Origin of the sequence: Micromonospora sp. NPDC005206 (assembly GCF_040608175.1) — a bacterium.
Taxonomy (GTDB): Bacteria; Actinomycetota; Actinomycetes; order Mycobacteriales; family Micromonosporaceae; genus Micromonospora.
In genome coordinates this window covers 202,213-218,704 of sequence record NZ_JBEXHU010000010.1, presented here as the reverse complement: position 1 = coordinate 218,704, position 16,492 = coordinate 202,213, and the positions used below count along the sequence as shown (strand labels likewise).

The window sequence follows — 16,492 nt, the reverse complement described above, 5'->3', positions numbered from 1 at the left end:
GCTTGCTGATCGCCCGTCGTCGGTGCGCTGGTGAGCCGGTGTCCAATCAGCTCGGCCAGGGCGATCCGACGATTCGCTCGACCGTCGTCACGCGCTGAAAGCCGGGGATGAAGTGTTCGAGCACGTCGGAGTTCACGGTGCCGTTCGTGGTTTCGGGGCGGTTCTTCAGCCCGTCGACGTAGGCTCGCAGAAACTCGTTCTTGAAGTCCCCTCGCGGATGGACGGCGAGGATTTCGCCCAGCTGATCGTGTTCCAGTCCGTCCAGGCCCAGGCCGAGCACGTCGGTCAGGACACCGAGGTACGTGGTCGCGATTTCCGGGGCCATCCGGTCGGGGATGCCCGGCGTGGTGTGCAGCGCGATCGCCGTCCACACGGTCTCGGCCGCGGCCGTCGAGAAACCCCGTTCCAGGAGGAACGTGCGCGCGTGGTCGGCGCCATCGACTTCGAAGCGCTGCTCGACGTCGGAAAAGGGAGTCAGCAGGCCGGTGTCGTGGAACATGGCCGCCAGATAGAGCAGTTCCGGGTCCGGTTTCACGCCAAGCCGGTCAGCGTGAATCAGGCCGAAGAAGAAGACCCGTCGGGAGTGGTGGTAGATGAGGGGGCTGGTCGTCTCCTGGATACGCCTGGTCGCTTCGGCGACCGCCGCTGTCTCAGGAATCTCCAACCCCGCGATGACCTCTGACATGATCTCTGACCTTCCGCGGTATGTGTGCGGACCGTGTGTCTGACCTCCATGCTGCCCACCGATCGTCGTCGTCGCCGCCCTCGTCCGGCCAGGAATCACTCATATCCGGACCGGAATGCCGGGTTGGGAGCATGGGTCAACCGGGCATCGGTTGCGGGACGAGATTCCGCGGAGTTTGTTACCGGCAATAGTCGTGACGTGAGTTACCCCGCCCACGAGGATCCCCGTCATCTCCGGTAGGAGCGTGCTACCAATAGACGGTGCCCGGGCCTTCTGTTCCGCCGACCGGACTGAGGCCAGTGCCGCGGGAACGGATCGCTGACCCCGCGGATCCGGCTACAAAGGGACCGGAGCGGTGAACGCTGGCCCCCATCGCGTCGCGATCCTCGTCTACGACGGAGTGACGCTGCTGGACGTTGCCGGTCCCGCGCAGGTGTTCAAGGAGGCGAACCGGTTCGGCGCCGACTACCGGATCGTGCTGCTGTCGCCGGCCGGCGCGGACGTCACATCGAACCTCGGGGTCCGGATCGCGGTCGAGGGCGCCGTCTCCTCGGAACCGGCCTTCGACACGCTCTTCGCCAGGAGGATGTCGATCAGCCCCGCCGCCTACCAACGCCGGTTCAGCACGGCCCGTCGCGTCACCATGTGAAAACCGTTCCCGGTCCCGCCGAATGAGACCCGGATTCCACCGGCAACGCGCTGAACGCCGGATCCTTCGTGGTGAGCTCTGGGCCGGCGGTCGACGGCCGTCCGTACAACCTGATCTTCGTGCTTCGATGTTCGGCGATTCGGCTCCTGTCGAGAGCCCGGCGGATGACCAAGACTGAAGCGATGTCGCACGATGTCGGGAGTGTGCCGCGCACCCAGGTGGCAATCACGGTCCTGCTCGTCGTCGCCGGCGTGCTCATTCTCTTCGTTCCCGCCGGTGACGAGGGTCGAGTCCTCGTGCCGATCAGCGAGGGTCACGGACTGTCCGCGGTGGACGGGGTGGGCGCGGCACTGCTAGCGGTGGGCGGCACCTGGCTGGAAGTGCTCGTGGTGCGGCGCCTGCCGTACCTCGCGCTGCCCCCACGGGCCTTGTTCGGACTCGGCCTGCTGGCCGGCCTCGGCATTGGCCTTCTGATCGCCTCGGTCTTTTCGGGATTCTTCTGGTGGTGGGCTGTCGGAGCCGCCATGTTCGGCGTTGCCGTCCTCGTCCTCGTCACCCTGACGGCACGCCGTGGAGGTCGCTGACGGAACGTCCGCTTCTGGCTCCCCTCTGTGTCAAGCCATCGCGGGGAGCGGGGTTCTATCCTGGGTGGCGGCGGGTCCGGGAAGTGACTTCTCCGAAGAGCCGGCATGGGGATGTGAGCTGGTCACGCTGGAGTCAGTAGTCGTCTCCCGTTGTCCTTCCGGGCCCGCCGCCGTAGCCGTCGTGGCGTCGTTGATCATCTGTCGGTAGACGATGTCGGACAGGCGTCGTTTCAACGCGCGCATCGCTTCCATTGATGTCTTCCCGGAGGCTTTCTTCCGATCGAAGTAGGCGCGGCCTTCGGTGGGGTTGTGTAGCTGGACCGTGGCCATGATGTGCAGTACCCGGTTGATCTGTCGGTTCCCGGCGCGGGAGAGGCGGTGGCGTACTTGCTCGCCGGATGACGCGTCGATGGGGGCGGTGCCGTTCCAGGAGGCGAAGTGGGCTCGGTTCGGGAACCGGGTGATGTCGCTGATTTCGGCCAGCAGCCGGGCGGCGCCGGAGGGTCCGATGCCGTGCAGGTCCATGGTGTGGCTCAACAGAGGCGTGCTCAAGGACTTCTTCAAGTCAGGCTGCCCGCCACGGCGTTGTTCCTCATTCGCCTGGTGGAAGGAACCCCGGCCCTCCGTGCAGCCTCCTTGTCGACCAGCCGCTTGTCCCGCCGTGCTAAGTAAGACGCGTAGGCTGCTGGCCCTGAACGCATCGGGTGCTGCGGCTGGCCTACTTTCCCGAAGGGCTGGTGGTACCAGGTGAGAGCAGTCGTGTACGACCGGTACGGGCCTCCGGATGGGTTGCGAATCGAGAATCTCCCCAAGCCCTCCCCCGCTGCCCGACAGGTGCTCGTCAAGATTGCGGCGACCTCGGTGAATTTGAGCGATTGGGAGACTCTGCGAGGTTCGCCACTGTATTCGCGCATCGGTGGGCTGCGCTCCCCGGCACGCCGGACCCTCGGCTCGGACATCGCCGGATGGGTCGACGCGGTGGGCTCCGCCGTCACTCGGTTCCGACCCGGTGACGAGGTGTATGGCGACAACCTCATGCTCAAGGGCGGTTTCGCCGAGTACGCGATCGCGCCCGAATCGGTCCTGGCCCGCAAGCCCGCCGCCCTGACCTTCGCCGAGGCGTCGGCGATCCCACAGGCGGGCGTGATCGCACAGCAGGGCACCGCGGGCGCCGCAGCCGGCAACCGGGTCCTGATCAACGGCGCCGGCGGAGGATCCGGCGCATTCGCGATCCAGCTAGCCAAACGACTCGGCGCCCAGGTAACCGGCGTCGACAGCGCGGGCAAGCTCGACTTCATGCGGTCCGTCGGCGCGGACGAGGTGATCGACTACCGCAGCCGGGACTTCACCCGCAGCGGCCCGTACGATCTCATCCTCGATCTGGTCGCGCACCGATCGGTGTTCGCCTACCGCCGGGCACTGGCCCCCGGCGGCCGCTACCGGTGCGTCGGCGGATCGGTCTCGGCGCTGCTGCGCGTCCTGACGATCGGCGCGGTGGCCGGCCGGCTCACCCACCGCCGGCTGGGCGTGCTCGCCGTCCGGGAAGGGCCGACCCACTTCGAACCGGTGGCCGATCTCTGCGTGGCGGGTGACCTCGTCATCCACATCGACCGGGCCTTCACGCTCGACGAGACGCCCGAGGCGTTGGCCCACGTGGGTAAGGGACGCGCCCTTGGAAAGGTCGTCGTGAGCGTCAACTGACCAGCGACCGCAGATTTTCCGCGATCGGCGCCGCGAACAACCGGATCTGTCGATGAGCGGACGGACGCCTGCCGCCGCTGGCCGGTTCAGTTGTCCGCGGATCGGTGCGACGGGTGGGGCTGCGACGGCTCCGGCGTGGCCAGCTCGGCCCAGGCGTCCGCGTGGTCGGCTTCGGCGAGAAGCTGGGCGAGCCGGGCGTAGCTGTCGCCGCCATAGCCCGCCGCGGCGGCCCGGCCGATGATCCGTTGTACGGCTTGCAGCGGTGTGGTGTCGATGCCGCGAGCGGCGGCGGCGTCGATGACGTGGGCCACAGCGGAGCCTGCCGACGCGATACTGGAGACGTCGGCGGGAAAACCGCCGGCAGCAAGCTGATCGGCAAACCGGTCGGCCATGTCGGGCAGCAGGCCGCCGATCCCCTTGGCGAAGCGGGCGAACGCGGCAGGCTCGATGCCCTCGGCGATGGCCAGGGCGAAGGCGTGCGCGAGTCCGCCGACGGACATGGTGAACAGGTCGAGCAAGGCCATCTCGTACGCCGACGCGATACCAATGTCGTCGCCGAGGTAGACGCTGGTGCCGCCGAAGCTCTCCAGAAGGGCGCGGCTGCGATCGAACGGGGAGTGCGGGCCGCTGTAGAGGATCGTTGCCGCGGGTGTACCGATCGTGGGGGCCGGCGTCAGGATGGCGCCATCCAGGTAGTTGATGCCGCGCTGTGCGGCCCAGCCCGCCATGGCGCGTGCTTCTCCGGCGTGGCCACTGCTGAGGTTGACGAGCGTGCCCGTGGGCCACTCGGCGAGGTCGGCCACGCTCGCGCGGACGGCGCCATAGTTGATCATGCACGCGATGGTGATCGATGCCCCACGCGCTGCATCGGCTACCGTGGGCGCGAGCACGGCACCATGGGCCACGAGTGCTTCCGCCTTGTCCGGCGTGCGGTTCCAGACCACCGTGGGGTGGCCGGCGGCGAGCGCCGAGGCGGCGAGCGCCCGGCCCATCGGGCCAAGCCCCAGGATGGCAATAGCGGGGCGCTGTTCGTGCTCAACGTTGTTGTCTGTCACAGCGGTGACGGTAAACCTTCACGTTGACGTGAAGGTCAAGTCCTGATGTGCTCTGGACATGCGGATCAGCGAACTGGCCCGACAGACCGGCGCCACCCCCCGCGCCCTGCGCTACTACGAGGAGCAGGGCCTGTTGAAGCCCGCCCGTCGCGCGAGCGGCTACCGGGACTACGACGGGCAAGCCGTGCGCACGGTGCGGCACATCCAACTGCTGCTCTCCGCCGGCTTGGGCACCACCGCGATCGCCGAGATCCTGCCCTGCGTCCCCGACGACACGACGGTGCTCGCACCCACCTGCCCCGAACTCCTCGACGCCCTGGCCGAGGAGCGCACCCGAATCACCAGGTCCATCGAGACGCTCGCTGCGGCCCGTGACATCCTGGACCGCCTCATCCGAGGCACGCCCGACCCTTGCTGACCGAACCCGGGCAACCTGAACCTTCCGTGCTCATGCCATGAACCGGAGGGAGAGTCAGCCCAACCTGGCCAAGATCAGGTGCGCGCATCTGCCGCTGATAGCTCGCATGACCCGCGGCCCGGGGCTCTTCCTCGGTCATCCGACCGGCTCAGAACAAACCCCAACTGCGCTGAGCACTCACCCCTACCGGCGGCTTCCTGCTTTTGCGGGTACTAGTCTTCGCCGCATGGCCTTGCGACCGGACGAGTTCTATGACCACGCCGTCGCCGTCGCGGACGCCGAGCGTCGGCTCCCGTTGGCACGCATGACGGGTTGGGAGATCAGTCCGTTCGAACCGGATGGGCTCCGCGTTGCGCCGTTGCGCCCGCCGGTGCTCCCGGAACCCGCGCGGCACGGCGAGGATCCGTCGGACTGCAGCGCCTGTCGTGACCGGGACGAGGGGATCTGGTTCAACGATCACTGGCGGCTGGCGCGGATTTCGGGCGTGGGCGTTCCGCTGGTGCTCATGCTGTATCCGCGCGATCACTACGACATGGCGGATCTGCCCGACGAACTGGCCGCCGAGCTGGGGCTGTTGAGCACTCGCATCGTTCGCCACGTGCAGGCACTGCCGCACATCTCGCGGGCACACGTGTACCGCATCGGAGATGGTGGCGCCCATCTGCACGTCTGGTTCTTCGCCCGGCCCGAGGGGCAGGCCCAGTTGTACGGGTCGTGGCTGGTCGTCTGGGACGACCTGCTGCCGGAGTACCCGGCGGACGTCGCGGAGGCTGACGCTGACATCGTGGCGGACGCGTTGGTCGCGTGCCACGGCGGCCAGCGGTCGTCCACCAGGGAACCGGCCGTCTGACCGGCCTGATCCACGATCGGGTGTCACCATGGCGGCTGGAGGTGCGTCCTACCTGTCGTGCTGGCGGCGCATCATCTCGTTGATCCAGATGGGCGCGAACGGGGACGTGCAGCCCGGGGAAGTCGGGTAGTCCTTGAGCACCTCCAAGCGCTCACCGATGCCGATTGCACGGGCGCGGTGCTCGGCGTGCTCGATCCCGATCTGAGCCAGGCAGTGGTTCATGGCCCACTGGAGGCGATCCGGGGCGTCCTTCATCTCCGCCTCGATGACGTCGAGCAGCCCCGGTAGGTCGAGGGCTTCGGGCTTCTTCGTCACGCGTTCGGTGGTCAGCGCCCAGCCGGCACTCGCGACCACTGGATCCGGATCGGCGGACCAGGCCAGGCGCAGCTCTTCGGAGTGCGGATTCTTCTTCACCACATAGTTCACGAGCCAGTCGTGCACCTTGGGTGTGCGCGCCTCGCGCAACATGACGTCCAACTCGCCACGTCCGAACGCCTTCGGTCGGCAGATCAGAATCGCCAGCAGTCTCGCCGCGGTGTCACCCGTCGCCCAGAGCTGGCACGCGAGTTCCTGCTGCGTCTTCAGTCGCTTCGCGAGCGCGCGCAGACTGCCGAGGTGCACACCGTGATCGTCACCGTGTCTCTCGTTCACCTCGCGAGTCTTCGGGTCCTCGAGCTCGGCCAGCTCGGCCCTCACCTCGGCCACCATCGTCTCGGTCGGCGTCGTCTCGGCCACCGCAGCCTCCTGCTCGTCACATGCGAGATGCAGCGTACGACGGTAGTCGACCACTCGTTGCTGCCGCTCGTACTCGCGGGCGAACGCCAGGACATGATCCACACTATCCTCCGGGTCATGACTTCGATCTCATCCGACGGACGCGGCGTCGACTCCGCCCTGGACCCCTCGGCGGAGCAGATCCGGGACATGGGTGGCCGCGCCGTCGAGTGGATCGCCGCCCACCACGACTCGATCGGGGATCTGCCGATCAGCCCGCGAACCTCCGCAGCCGTGCTGAAGGAGCTACTCGCCGAGCCGCTGCCCGCCGAGGGCCGCGACTTCGCCGACCTGCTGAGGGTCTTCCGGGACGTGGTCGTGCCCGGCAGCCGGCACAACGGGCATCCCCGCTTCTTCGGGTACGTCTCGGCGCCGGGTACCGCCGTCGCCGTGGTGGCCGACCTCCTCGCGTCGGCGCTGAATGCGAATCTCCCCGCATGGCGCTCCGCACCGGCTCCCGTCGAGCTGGAGCACGTGGCCATCGACTGGATCAAGGAGGCCATCGGCTGCGATCCGAGCGCCGGAGGCCTGTTCATGAGTGGCGGCTCGATGGCCAACCTCACCGCGCTGGCCGCCGCCCGACACCGCCATTGCGGCGACACGGTCGCCACCCAGGGTATGGCCGCCCACCCGGCGCAACTGCGCGTCTACGCCTCCACCGACACCCACCACTCGATCCACAAGGCCGCCGCGCTGCTCGGCATAGGGCGGATGAACGTCCGCGAGATTCCAGTGGACGCCCGTTTCCGAATGGACGTCGGCGCACTAGTCCGTGCCATCGAGGAGGATCGGGCCGCCGGGGCGGAACCGTTCTGCGTGGTGGCGAACGCCGGCACCGTCGTCACCGGCGCGGTCGACCCGCTCGCCGACATCGCGGTGGTCGCGCGTGAGTACGGGCTCTGGATGCACGTCGACGCGTGCTACGGCGGCTTCGCGCGGCTCGCCCCGTCGGCCCGTGCGCTCTTCGACGGCTTGGCGGAGGCCGACTCCATCTCCCTCGACCCACACAAGTGGCTCTACCTGCCCGCAGACTGCGGCTGCCTCATCTACCGGGACCCCGAGGCGGTACGGCCCGCCTTCAGCCTGGACGCCGACTACATCCGGGTCATGCGGGCCGAGCCGGCCGAGGCCTTCGCGTTCTGGGACTACGGCCCCGACCTGTCCCGGCGATTCCGGGCGCTCAAGGTCTGGATGACGCTGGCGCACGCCGGGTCGCAAGCTGTCAGCGATGCGATCGAGAGCAACCTCGACTGCGCCCGCCACTTGGCCGAGCTCATCGACGACAGCGTCGACTTCGAGCTGCTCGCCCCGGTCGAACTCTCCATCTTCTGCTTCCGCTACCTGCCGCCGAGCGCGCAGGCCGGCTCGCGGTCGCAGACCGATGAGGAGCAACTCGACCGACTCAACGAACGAATCATGGTGTTACTGCAGCAGGCCGGCAGCTCGTACCTGTCGAACGCGACCATCAACGGCCGCTTCGCGCTGCGCGGCTGCGTGGTCAACTACCGCACCACCCGACGCGACATGCGGATCCTGCTCGACGACGTACGCCGTGCTGCCGAGCAGGCGACCGAGGAGACGCGCTGAAGAGCAGCGTGGCACCGAAGGCGTGTCGCACCCCGACCGACTGACGTAGGCCCCACCCGGGGAGATAGTGGGGCCCGACGATGGTGACCAGCTGAGCGGGGAACCGCGGGTCAGAGTTCCTTCAGGAGGTGGTAGTAGGAGCCCGCCCGGCTGCACAGGTAGTTTCTACCCGTCTGTGAGCGCAGGAAGCTCGCGTGGAATGCGCAGGCGGCCAACCCCATGGAGTTGCCCGGGTAGGAAGCGACGAAGGCCCAGCTCTGAGCCACCATGTCGCCCTCGGCGACGGCACTGACGGACGATCCTCCCGATGTCGTAGCGGCTGCCGCCGGGGATGCGATCCCCAGGACGCTGGCGCACGTCACCGTTGCCATCGCCGCGGCGGCGAAGCTGCGCCTCCGGCTTCTCGTTCCAGGTGACATTTCCAGGCTCCGTTCTGACGTGAATCGGTCTGCGTGAGCGCGCCGGCGCCCTCGGGCCTGGCCGCGCACCCCCGTTTGGCTCGTACAGATGTCACGGTCTCCCTCCCGGCGAGCCTTGGCTGACTACTGATGGCGCAGTCTTCCAGCAGAATGTTGGCTCGATGTTGGCCAGACCGCGGAGACGCCAACGGCGCCGGATGCGCCGGCGAGGGTGCGAAACACGCCCTCAAGCCTGCGGCGGTGACTGCCCGGCGGTGTCGTCGGAGAGCAACTCGGACAGCCGGGTGCGCATCTCGTCGAGGCGACGATCGCCCAGGGGTTCGAGGATCGTGACGGCTTCATGCAGGGCTGCGACGGCGGCCGGAAGGTCTCGTCGGGCCGCGGAGATGTCGGAGCATCCGTGCAGTGCCCATGCTCCCCGCATGCGGTCGCCGGTGCTCCGGGCGAGCCGGACCGCTGTGTCGTAGTGGTGTCCGGCCTGATCGAGGTTGCCCTGAAGGAGATGCAGGCGGCCGAGATTCGTGTGGACGCTCGCCGACAACCAGTCACGGTTGCTGGACCGCTCCGCGGCCGACAACGCCGACGTGTAGGCGTCGAGTGCCTCCTGCTGGCGGTCGGCCCGTCGATGCAGGTAGCCAAGGTTGAGTTCGACCTTGAAGATGAGATCGGGGTCGTTCAGCAGGGTCGCGAGATGCCGCGCCCGCAGCAGTGGTGGGAGTGCCTCGTCAAGTGCCCCGCTGTCAGCCAGCATCGCACCTAGGCTCGCCTCGACGTCGGCCTTGCCGGCATGGTCGCCGCTCTGCCCGAAGAGTGCGCTGGCGCGCTGGTACGCGGCCCGGGCCTCGGTACGTTGCAGCAGGAGGCAGTGTGCGACGCCCAGGCTTCCACGCAGGGTGGCCTCGCCGGTGCTGCTGCCGACCAGGGCGGCGGATCGGATGCCCTGCTCGATCACGGCGATCCAGGTGTCGCGGGGGGCCCGGCGTTGCAGCCAGCCGCGTATGTTGACGGCGAGGGGCCAGACGAGATCAGGGTGGATCCGGACGTGCTGGTCGATCAGCCCGATGATCGTTTCCGCCGCGGTGTCGACCCAGCTCACCGCTGCGACGGTTCCGGTCAGGTCAGGCAGGAAGAGGTGCTGCGCGTCAGGGACGGCACCACCGCCGGCTCCGCCTGCGGTCGGCCTGATGCTGTGCTGTGCTTGGCGGGTTGCGTGCCCATACCAGCGGAGCAGCTGCCGTTCGGCGGCTGCGCGATCGGCCGAGGTGTCGTCGAGCTGGCCCTGGCTGATGGGCGAACATGCGCGTCAGCTGATGGAGGCTGACCAGGCTGTCCGCTTCGACGGTGACGAGATTGGCCGCGGCGAGCGTGTCGACCAGGTCCGTCAGGACGGTGCCGCAGGAGATGCCGGCCAGTGCGGCCATGGCGCCGAGCGGGATCGCACCGGCGTCCAACAGGCCGAGGCGGCGTAACAGCCGACGTGCCGGTGCGTCCAGCCGGCGGTACGACACCGCGATGACGGCGCGCACACTCGCGTCGCCATCGGTGGTGGTGAGCCGGGCGAGTCGGGTGCGCTCATCGTGCAGGGCGTCGACCAGGGCGTCCGGCCGGGCTCCCAGCCGCAGGTGGGCGCCCACGATCCGGATGGCCAACGGCATCCCGTGGCACAGCGCCACCAGGGTACGGACGTCGTCGGTCGCGGAGTGGGACATCTCGGCGATCGCCCGGAGCAGACGGGTGGCCGGCTCGCCGTGCAGCGGGTTCAGCACCAGGAGGTGAGCGCCTTCGCGGGCGATGAGCCCGTCAAGCCGGTTCCGACTGATGATCACCAGCATGCTGTCACCGGCGCCGGGGAAGAACGGCCGGGCCTGCTGGGCGCTGCTCACGTTGTCCAGGACCATCAGCACCGTGCGGCTGGACAGCAGCGAGCGCAGCTGCGCGGCGCGTGTCTCTGCCTGCTGTGGCACGTCGTCGGGCGCGATGCCGAGATCGACGAGGGCCCTGGCCAGTGCCACCGTCGCCGGGATGTCATTGTCGAGATCGAGGTAGAGCTGCCCGCCAGGAAAGCTCTGCCGGTTCTGATCGGCCCAGTGCGTCACCAGAGCCGTCTTGCCCATGCCACCGGATCCCGTGACGACCACTGAGCCACTGGGACGCTGACCGGATCGGGATTTCGCGTGCACGGCGTCGAGGACCCCGAGCTCGTCGTAACGCCCGACGAAATCGCTGGGTGGAACGGGCAGCTGCGCCGGCCGGACCGCGGCAGCGGCGACGGATGGCACAACCGCTGGCGTGGGCCGCGCAGGATCGCGGTGTAGAGCTGCTGCAGGCGCGTACCCGGGTCCGCTCCAAGCTCGTCGGCGAGAATGCGCCTGGTCCGTTCGTAGACGGTCAGCGCCTCCGCCCGACGGTCACTGCGGACGAGCGCAAGCATCAGTTGCGCCTGGAGGCGCTCGCGCAGCGCGTTCTCCGTGGCCACGGCCGACAGCTCGGGGCACAGTTCGCGGTGGAGTCCGAGGCTGAGTTCGATGTCGACGCAGCGTTCGTAGGCGGTCATCCGCTGCTCGCCCAGGTGGTTTGCTGCCACCCGCACATGATCGGTATCGGCGGTGCCGTGGTAGGCGTCCGTTCCCCGCCACAGCCGCAGCGCCGCCTGGTAGCGCTGACGCGCCTCGGCGAGCCGGCCCTGCGCCTCGTCGTGCGCGGCCGCGTCGACCAGAGCGATGAATTCGTCGGCATCAAGCTGGTGGCCGGCCAGCGTGATGCGGTAGCCACCATCCGCGCGAATGATCGATCCAATGCCGAGGTTGCGGCGCAGATGATGGACGAGGACCCGCAGCGCCCCGTGCTTGTTGTTGCTCGGGTCGCGACCCCACAGGGCTTCCATCAACGTGCTGTCGGCGACCGTCTGGCCGCGGGCGGCAACGAGGCAGGCGAGTACGACCTGATGTTGACCTCTGCCGGCCGGCACCACTGACCCCGATGTGTTGACGGCTCGCAGTGGCCCCAGGACTTCGAACCGCATGATTTCTTCCTCGGGCGTGGCGTAACCGGTATGGGACCCGCCGATCGTGGCACGACGAACGTCGATCAGCGACACCCCGGTCGGTTGCGAAGGTCGGATTTCGGCCGGCCATCCGACGATAGGCTCCGGGCGTATGCGGACGAAGCCGGAGCTGAGCGAGGCCATCCGATGGGAGCGGCGCGCGGCGCTCGTGGTCAACACCCACTCCCGTCGCGGTCGTCGGCTCTACGAGCGGGCGCGGGATCGGCTCACGTCGGCCGGCTTCAAGCTGCTGGCCGCGTACCCGGTCGACGTGCCCGCCGAACTGGAGCAGAGCCTCGCCGCTGCCGCCGACCTCGGACCGGACCTGCTGATAGCCGGCGGCGGCGACGGCACGATCAGCACCGCCGCACGCCTGCTCGCGCACCGCGACATCGCGCTCGGTCTGCTGCCGCTGGGCACCACCAACAACTTCGCGCGCACCGTGGGCGTCCCCCTTCACCTCGACGCGGCCGTGGCGGTCCTCGCCGACGGCAAGGTGATCGACGTCGACCTCGGGCTCGTGGGCAGCCGGTGGTTCACCAACCACGTCGGTATCGGCCTGTCCGCCGACGTGATGCTCAGGACGCCGGCGCGCCTCAAGCGGGCCACCGGCCGGCTCGCGTATCCGGTCACCGCGCTGACGCTGCTGACCCGGCACCGCCCGCTGCGCGCCGTGGTGCGCGCCGAGGGACGGGAGCGCGAGGTGGTCACCCACCAGCTGTACGTGGCGAACGGCGGCTTCCACGCCGGGCGGCCGATCACCGCGGACGCGGACGCCGACGACCGGCTCCTGGTCGCCTATCCGGTGGGCGGCGCGCCCCGCCGTGAGCTGCTGCGGCACACGGCCCGTAACGCGGCGACCGGGCATCGCCGCACGCTCGGCGAGGAGCCGTTCCTCGCCGTCCACCAACTCTGGCTGGAGACCGACCGACCCGCGCCCGTGGAGGTCGACGGCGAGCTGTACGGCGAGACCCCGATCCGGATCGGCCTGGATCCCAACGCGCTCCGCATCATGGCTCCCGCCGACAGCCCGGATCGTTAGGCGTCAGCGCGTGCGGCGAGGGCGTCCACCAGTCGACGGGCGGAGCCGGCCAGGTTCCACGTGCCGGCCAGTTCGAGCAGCCGGTCCGGGTCGGCGGGGGCGGTCGGCAGGGCGGTGGGCAGCTCCGGCAGCGGCACGTCCAGCGCGACCCGGACCACCGTCGGCGCGACGGCCAGGTAGTCGCGGGCGGCGGCCAGCTTGGCCCGCAGGCCCGGTGCGAAGGACGAGTCCGAATCGTCCAGGGCGGCCAGGATGCCGGCGATGCTCCCGTACCGCTCGATGAGTCGGGCGGCGGTCTTCTCGCCGACGCCCGGCACCCCGGGCAGCCCGTCGCTGGGGTCGCCGCGCAACGCGGCGAAGTCGGCGTACCGGTCGGCCGGCACGCCGTAGCGGGCCCGCACGGCGGCGTCGTCGCAGTCGTCGAGCTTGGCCACGCCGCGCCCGACGTAGAGCAGCCGGACCGGCCGGACGTCGTCAACGAGCTGGAACAGGTCGCGGTCGCCGGAGACCACCTCGACCGGGCCCGGCTGGGTCACCGAGAGTGTGCCGAGCACGTCGTCGGCCTCGTAGCCGGTGGCGCCGACGGCGGTGATGCCGACCGCGGCCAGCACCTCCAGGATCTTCGGCACCTGCGGGGAGAGCGTGTCGGGCACGACCTCGCCGCCCTGCGGAGCCACCCGGTGCGCCTTGTACGACGGGAGCAGGTCGACGCGCCACGCCGGGCGCCAGTCGTAGTCCAGCGCGCAGACCATCCGGTCCGCGCCGCGCCCACGGATCAGGGTGGCGAGCATGTCGAGGAAGCCGCGCACGGCGTTGACCGGGGTGCCGTCCTCGGCGCGGGCGGCGGATTCCGGAATGCCGAAGTAGGCCCGGAAGTAGAGGCTGGGTGCGTCGATCAGCAGGATCGGGGATCGGTGTGCCACGCCCGACAGCCTGGCACAGCCCTCCGACGATCAGGGGTACGCCCGGCCGTCGTCCGCGTCAGCGCCGCTCGTCGTGCCGGTAGACGGTTGCCCTGCGGGCCAGGTACTGCACGACGTAGCTGGCCACCAGCAGCAGGATCGCGACGAGCACCTCGACCCAGGCCGCGACGCCGTCGGCCACGGTGAGGCCGATGATCAGCAGGACCAGGCCGACGAGGGCGAGGACCCCGGCCCACAGCTGCCGGCGACGGCGCGTCGCCGCCCGGTCCGCCTCGTTCGCTGCCACGTCGGTCCTCCCGGTCGCGGTGCCCGTACGGTAACCCTCTGTCCAGGCTATGACCCACGGCGCCGTCCGACCCGGGAAACCGCGGTGCGGCTGGGGCCCGACCGGCGCAGACTGCCGGTGTGGCGTTCCTTCCCGGTCTGACGCTCGCCCGCCGCTACCACGACGAGGTGGTCGCACCGGTCCTGCACCGTCGCTTCCCGGGTCTGCGGTACGCGGCCGGCCTGCTGGACGGCGGCTCGGAGTTGCTGGGCCTGGACACCGCGCGGTCCACCGACCACGACTGGGGGCCGCGCGTGCAGGTCTTCGTCACGGCCACCGACGCCGACCGGATCCTGGGGCTGCGTGCCGGGCTGGACGCCGACCTGCCGGCCGAGTTTCTGGGCTGGCCGACCCGCTTCGCCGGTGACGACGGGCGGCTGGGCGTCGCCGACCCGGCGGGCGGCCGGCTCGGCGTCCGCGTGGACGAGATGGCCGGTTGGTGGCGCGATCGGCTGGGCTTCGACCCCGCCGCCGGTGTCGCCGTGGCGGACTGGCTGGCCACCCCGACCCAGCGGCTGGCCGAGGTGACCGGCGGCGCGATCTTCCACGACGGCCTCGACGGCGCACTGACGGCCCGCCGGACGGCGTTGGCCTGGTATCCGCCGGACGTGTGGCGACACGTGCTCGCCGCGGCGTGGACCAGGATCGCGCAGGCGGAGCACCTGCCCGGCCGGTGCGCCGAGGTCGGCGACGAGTTGGGCAGCCGGGTCGTCGCCGCCGGCCTGGCCCGGGACCTGATGCGGCTCGGTCTGCTGCTGCGCCGGCGCTGGCCGCCGTACGACAAGTGGCTCGGTACGGTCTTCGGCGGGCTGCCCGACGCGGCGCCGGTGGTCGCGGCATTGAACGACGCGCTCGGCCCGGGCGACTGGACCCGACGCCAGGCCGGGCTGGTCCAGGCGTTGGAGGCGGTGGCCCGGTGGACCGACGAGACCGGGCTGGCGGCGCCGGTGCGCGCTCGCGTCCGGCCGTTTCACCACCGCCCGTTCCTGGTGCTGCACGCCGAGCGGATCGCCGCCGCGCTGCGCGCCGGCGTGCGTGACCCCGCGCTGCGCGACCGGCCGCCGCTGGGGGCGGTCGACCAGTACGTGCACAGCGTCGACGTGCTCACCCACGCCGACCGGGTCCGCCGGTTGGCCGACAGCCTCTGGCCGGGCGGCGTCGTCACCGACCTGCGACGGTGAGCGCCGGCGCGGCGGGGCCGGGCGGGTCGTCCCGGTCGTGGTCGGTGAGGTCACGCAGGTGCCGGACGGGGGAGAACAGCAGCGCCAGCGGCGCGCACACCACCGCCGTCGCGAAGACGAACAGGGTGGCCCGCGCGCCGAGGGGGCCGGCCAGCGCGCCGGCGACCAGCCCGCCGACCGGGATCGCGCCCCACGAGACGAACCGGACGGTCGCCATCACCCGGGAGAGCAGGTCGGGCGGGCTGGCGATCTGCCGGTACGTCCGGGTGGTCACGCTGAGCACCACCGTCCCGAGGGCGAAGACGACGTTGCCGGCGGCGAAGGCGGCGTACGCCGGCCAGCCGGTGCCCCAGGGGATCAGGAACGCCCCGGCGACCGTGGTGAACCCGGCGGCGATCAGGGCGCGGGCGGTGCCGATCCGTGCGGTGATCCGTGTGGTGAGCGCCGCCCCGACCAGCGCGCCGATCCCCTCGACGGCGAGCAGCACGCCGACCAGGCCGGCCGGGGCGTGCAGTTCGCGGACCAGGTAGAGCGGGTACAGCGCGTACTGCGCGCCGCAGACGAAGTTGATGGCCGTGGCGGCCCACATGCCGGGCCCCATCACGGGGTGGTGCGCGACGAAGCGCCAGCCCTCCCGGATCAGTTCGCCGACCGGCGGCCAGCGGTCCGGAGCGTCGTCGCGGCGGGCGGGCAGCGTGCGCAGCAGTGCCGCGGAGACGAGGTAGCTGGCCGAGTCCACGAGCAGGGTGGGCACCGCGCCCAGGGCCTGCACGGCGAGCCCGCCGAGGGAGGGGCCGCTGAGTTGGGTGGCGGCGTGCGTTGCCGAGGTCAGGCTGTTGCGGGACTGCAACTGCTCGCGGTCCACGATGCTGGGCAGGAACGTCGAGTTGGCCACGTCGAAGAGCACGTTGGCGAAGCTGACCACGAGCGCGGTGATGACGAGATGGGCGACGGTGAGGTGACCCCACCACCAGGCCAGCGGGATCGACGCGACGGCGACCGCGCGGGCCAGGTCGGCGCCCACCTGGGCGCCGCGCAGCGGCAGGCGTTGCACGATGACGCCGGCTGGTAGGCCGATCACGATCCAGGCGACGTAGCTGGCGGCGGCGATCAGGCCCATCTCGAACGCGGTGGCGTCGAGCACGGTGAGCGCGGTCAGCGGCAGGGCCACCGCGCCGACCGCCGACCCGACCATGCTGGTCGTGCCGGCGGTCCACCATCGCCAGAACACCCCGGCCCGATCGTCGACGTGCATG

General features: G+C 70.2%; 18 protein-coding genes. 8 read left to right on the top strand and 10 right to left on the bottom strand.

Annotation, left to right across the window (positions count from 1 at the left end):
- Nucleotides 1-46: 46 nt before the first annotated feature.
- Nucleotides 47-685: an HD domain-containing protein gene (locus ABZU69_RS17295; protein ID WP_354965322.1), complete on the bottom strand. Its 639-nt coding sequence runs from the start codon at nucleotides 683-685 to the stop codon at nucleotides 47-49.
- A gap of 355 nt (nucleotides 686-1,040) precedes the next feature.
- Here ABZU69_RS17295 and ABZU69_RS17290 point away from each other — a divergent pair, with 355 nt between their 5' ends.
- The gene (locus tag ABZU69_RS17290) at nucleotides 1,041-1,334 is read left to right on the top strand and encodes a hypothetical protein (RefSeq protein ID WP_354965321.1); all 294 of its coding nucleotides are present in this window, start codon (nucleotides 1,041-1,043) and stop codon (nucleotides 1,332-1,334) included.
- 164 nt (nucleotides 1,335-1,498) lie between these two features.
- Nucleotides 1,499-1,918: a hypothetical protein gene (locus ABZU69_RS17285; protein ID WP_354965320.1), complete on the top strand. Its 420-nt coding sequence runs from the start codon at nucleotides 1,499-1,501 to the stop codon at nucleotides 1,916-1,918.
- Between the two features lie 30 nt (nucleotides 1,919-1,948).
- On the opposite strand, the gene ABZU69_RS17280 is transcribed toward ABZU69_RS17285, so the two are convergent.
- Nucleotides 1,949-2,482 carry a transposase gene (locus ABZU69_RS17280; protein ID WP_354965319.1) on the bottom strand — a complete coding sequence of 178 codons (534 nt, stop codon included), beginning with the start codon at nucleotides 2,480-2,482 and terminating at the stop codon, nucleotides 1,949-1,951.
- Between the two features lie 183 nt (nucleotides 2,483-2,665).
- On the opposite strand from ABZU69_RS17280, the gene ABZU69_RS17275 reads away from it, so the two are divergent.
- Nucleotides 2,666-3,619, top strand: coding sequence for an NAD(P)-dependent alcohol dehydrogenase (locus ABZU69_RS17275; protein ID WP_354965318.1), 954 nt, complete (start codon nucleotides 2,666-2,668; stop codon nucleotides 3,617-3,619).
- An 86-nt stretch (nucleotides 3,620-3,705) separates the two neighbouring features.
- Here the strand turns inward: ABZU69_RS17275 and ABZU69_RS17270 are convergent, their stop codons facing one another.
- Nucleotides 3,706-4,674, bottom strand: a complete 969-nt coding sequence (locus ABZU69_RS17270) for an NAD(P)-binding domain-containing protein (RefSeq protein ID WP_354965317.1) — start codon at nucleotides 4,672-4,674, stop codon at nucleotides 3,706-3,708.
- Nucleotides 4,675-4,732: 58 nt separating this feature from the next.
- Here ABZU69_RS17270 and ABZU69_RS17265 point away from each other — a divergent pair, with 58 nt between their 5' ends.
- Complete coding sequence (locus ABZU69_RS17265; protein WP_354965316.1) at nucleotides 4,733-5,092, top strand: MerR family transcriptional regulator; 360 nt, start codon at nucleotides 4,733-4,735, stop codon at nucleotides 5,090-5,092.
- Between the two features lie 37 nt (nucleotides 5,093-5,129).
- On the top strand, nucleotides 5,130-5,942 hold the full coding sequence (locus tag ABZU69_RS17260) for a hypothetical protein (protein WP_354965315.1): 813 nt from the start codon (nucleotides 5,130-5,132) through the stop codon (nucleotides 5,940-5,942).
- Between the two features lie 48 nt (nucleotides 5,943-5,990).
- Here ABZU69_RS17260 and ABZU69_RS17255 read toward each other — a convergent pair whose 3' ends face one another.
- Nucleotides 5,991-6,650, bottom strand: coding sequence for a DNA alkylation repair protein (locus ABZU69_RS17255; RefSeq protein WP_354965394.1), 660 nt, complete (start codon nucleotides 6,648-6,650; stop codon nucleotides 5,991-5,993).
- Nucleotides 6,651-6,794: 144 nt separating this feature from the next.
- Here ABZU69_RS17255 and ABZU69_RS17250 point away from each other — a divergent pair, with 144 nt between their 5' ends.
- Nucleotides 6,795-8,303 (top strand): aminotransferase class I/II-fold pyridoxal phosphate-dependent enzyme, encoded by a 1,509-nt coding sequence (locus ABZU69_RS17250; RefSeq protein ID WP_354965314.1) that lies wholly within the window; start codon nucleotides 6,795-6,797, stop codon nucleotides 8,301-8,303.
- Nucleotides 8,304-8,948: 645 nt separating this feature from the next.
- On the opposite strand, the gene ABZU69_RS17245 is transcribed toward ABZU69_RS17250, so the two are convergent.
- The 3 genes from ABZU69_RS17245 to ABZU69_RS17235 are packed head-to-tail and all read right to left on the bottom strand — an operon-like array spanning nucleotide 8,949 to nucleotide 11,819.
- Nucleotides 8,949-9,818, bottom strand: a complete 870-nt coding sequence (locus ABZU69_RS17245) for a tetratricopeptide repeat protein (RefSeq protein WP_354965313.1) — start codon at nucleotides 9,816-9,818, stop codon at nucleotides 8,949-8,951.
- Nucleotides 9,819-9,864: 46 nt separating this feature from the next.
- Entirely contained in the window at nucleotides 9,865-10,836 is a 972-nt protein-coding gene (locus ABZU69_RS17240; protein WP_354965312.1) for an NB-ARC domain-containing protein, read from the bottom strand.
- The gene (locus tag ABZU69_RS17235; protein WP_354965311.1) at nucleotides 10,815-11,819 is read right to left on the bottom strand and encodes an AfsR/SARP family transcriptional regulator; all 1,005 of its coding nucleotides are present in this window, start codon (nucleotides 11,817-11,819) and stop codon (nucleotides 10,815-10,817) included. Before ABZU69_RS17235 ends, ABZU69_RS17240 begins: the two co-directional genes overlap by 22 nt.
- Nucleotides 11,820-11,877: 58 nt before the next feature.
- Between ABZU69_RS17235 and ABZU69_RS17230 the strand changes: the two genes are divergently transcribed.
- Nucleotides 11,878-12,807, top strand: a complete 930-nt coding sequence (locus ABZU69_RS17230) for a YegS/Rv2252/BmrU family lipid kinase (protein WP_354965310.1) — start codon at nucleotides 11,878-11,880, stop codon at nucleotides 12,805-12,807.
- Here ABZU69_RS17230 and ABZU69_RS17225 read toward each other — a convergent pair.
- Both ABZU69_RS17225 and ABZU69_RS17220 read right to left on the bottom strand, forming a co-directional pair.
- Complete coding sequence (locus tag ABZU69_RS17225; protein WP_354965309.1) at nucleotides 12,804-13,730, bottom strand: 5'-3' exonuclease; 927 nt, start codon at nucleotides 13,728-13,730, stop codon at nucleotides 12,804-12,806. The genes ABZU69_RS17230 and ABZU69_RS17225 overlap by 4 nt on opposite strands.
- Nucleotides 13,731-13,788: 58 nt before the next feature.
- Entirely contained in the window at nucleotides 13,789-14,016 is a 228-nt protein-coding gene (locus ABZU69_RS17220) for a hypothetical protein (protein ID WP_354965308.1), read from the bottom strand.
- A 119-nt stretch (nucleotides 14,017-14,135) separates the two neighbouring features.
- Between ABZU69_RS17220 and ABZU69_RS17215 the strand changes: the two genes are divergently transcribed.
- Nucleotides 14,136-15,236, top strand: a complete 1,101-nt coding sequence (locus tag ABZU69_RS17215; protein ID WP_354965307.1) for a DUF4037 domain-containing protein — start codon at nucleotides 14,136-14,138, stop codon at nucleotides 15,234-15,236.
- Here ABZU69_RS17215 and ABZU69_RS17210 read toward each other — a convergent pair.
- Nucleotides 15,217-16,491 (bottom strand): MFS transporter, encoded by a 1,275-nt coding sequence (locus ABZU69_RS17210; RefSeq protein ID WP_354965306.1) that lies wholly within the window; start codon nucleotides 16,489-16,491, stop codon nucleotides 15,217-15,219. The genes ABZU69_RS17215 and ABZU69_RS17210 overlap by 20 nt on opposite strands.
- Nucleotide 16,492 lies beyond the last annotated feature (1 nt).

Coding starts and splice junctions, on each gene's coding strand:
- ABZU69_RS17250 (WP_354965314.1), top strand. CDS start 6,795: ATGACTTCGATCTCATCCGACGGACGCGGCGTCGACTCCGCCCTGGAC.
- ABZU69_RS17230 (WP_354965310.1), top strand. CDS start 11,878: ATGCGGACGAAGCCGGAGCTGAGCGAGGCCATCCGATGGGAGCGGCGC.
- ABZU69_RS17260 (WP_354965315.1), top strand. CDS start 5,130: ATGAACCGGAGGGAGAGTCAGCCCAACCTGGCCAAGATCAGGTGCGCG.
- ABZU69_RS17210 (WP_354965306.1), bottom strand. CDS start 16,491: ATGCACGTCGACGATCGGGCCGGGGTGTTCTGGCGATGGTGGACCGCC.
- ABZU69_RS17295 (WP_354965322.1), bottom strand. CDS start 685: ATGTCAGAGGTCATCGCGGGGTTGGAGATTCCTGAGACAGCGGCGGTC.
- ABZU69_RS17240 (WP_354965312.1), bottom strand. CDS start 10,836: ATGGGCAAGACGGCTCTGGTGACGCACTGGGCCGATCAGAACCGGCAG.
- ABZU69_RS17285 (WP_354965320.1), top strand. CDS start 1,499: ATGACCAAGACTGAAGCGATGTCGCACGATGTCGGGAGTGTGCCGCGC.
- ABZU69_RS17255 (WP_354965394.1), bottom strand. CDS start 6,650: ATGGTGGCCGAGGTGAGGGCCGAGCTGGCCGAGCTCGAGGACCCGAAG.
- ABZU69_RS17265 (WP_354965316.1), top strand. CDS start 4,733: ATGCGGATCAGCGAACTGGCCCGACAGACCGGCGCCACCCCCCGCGCC.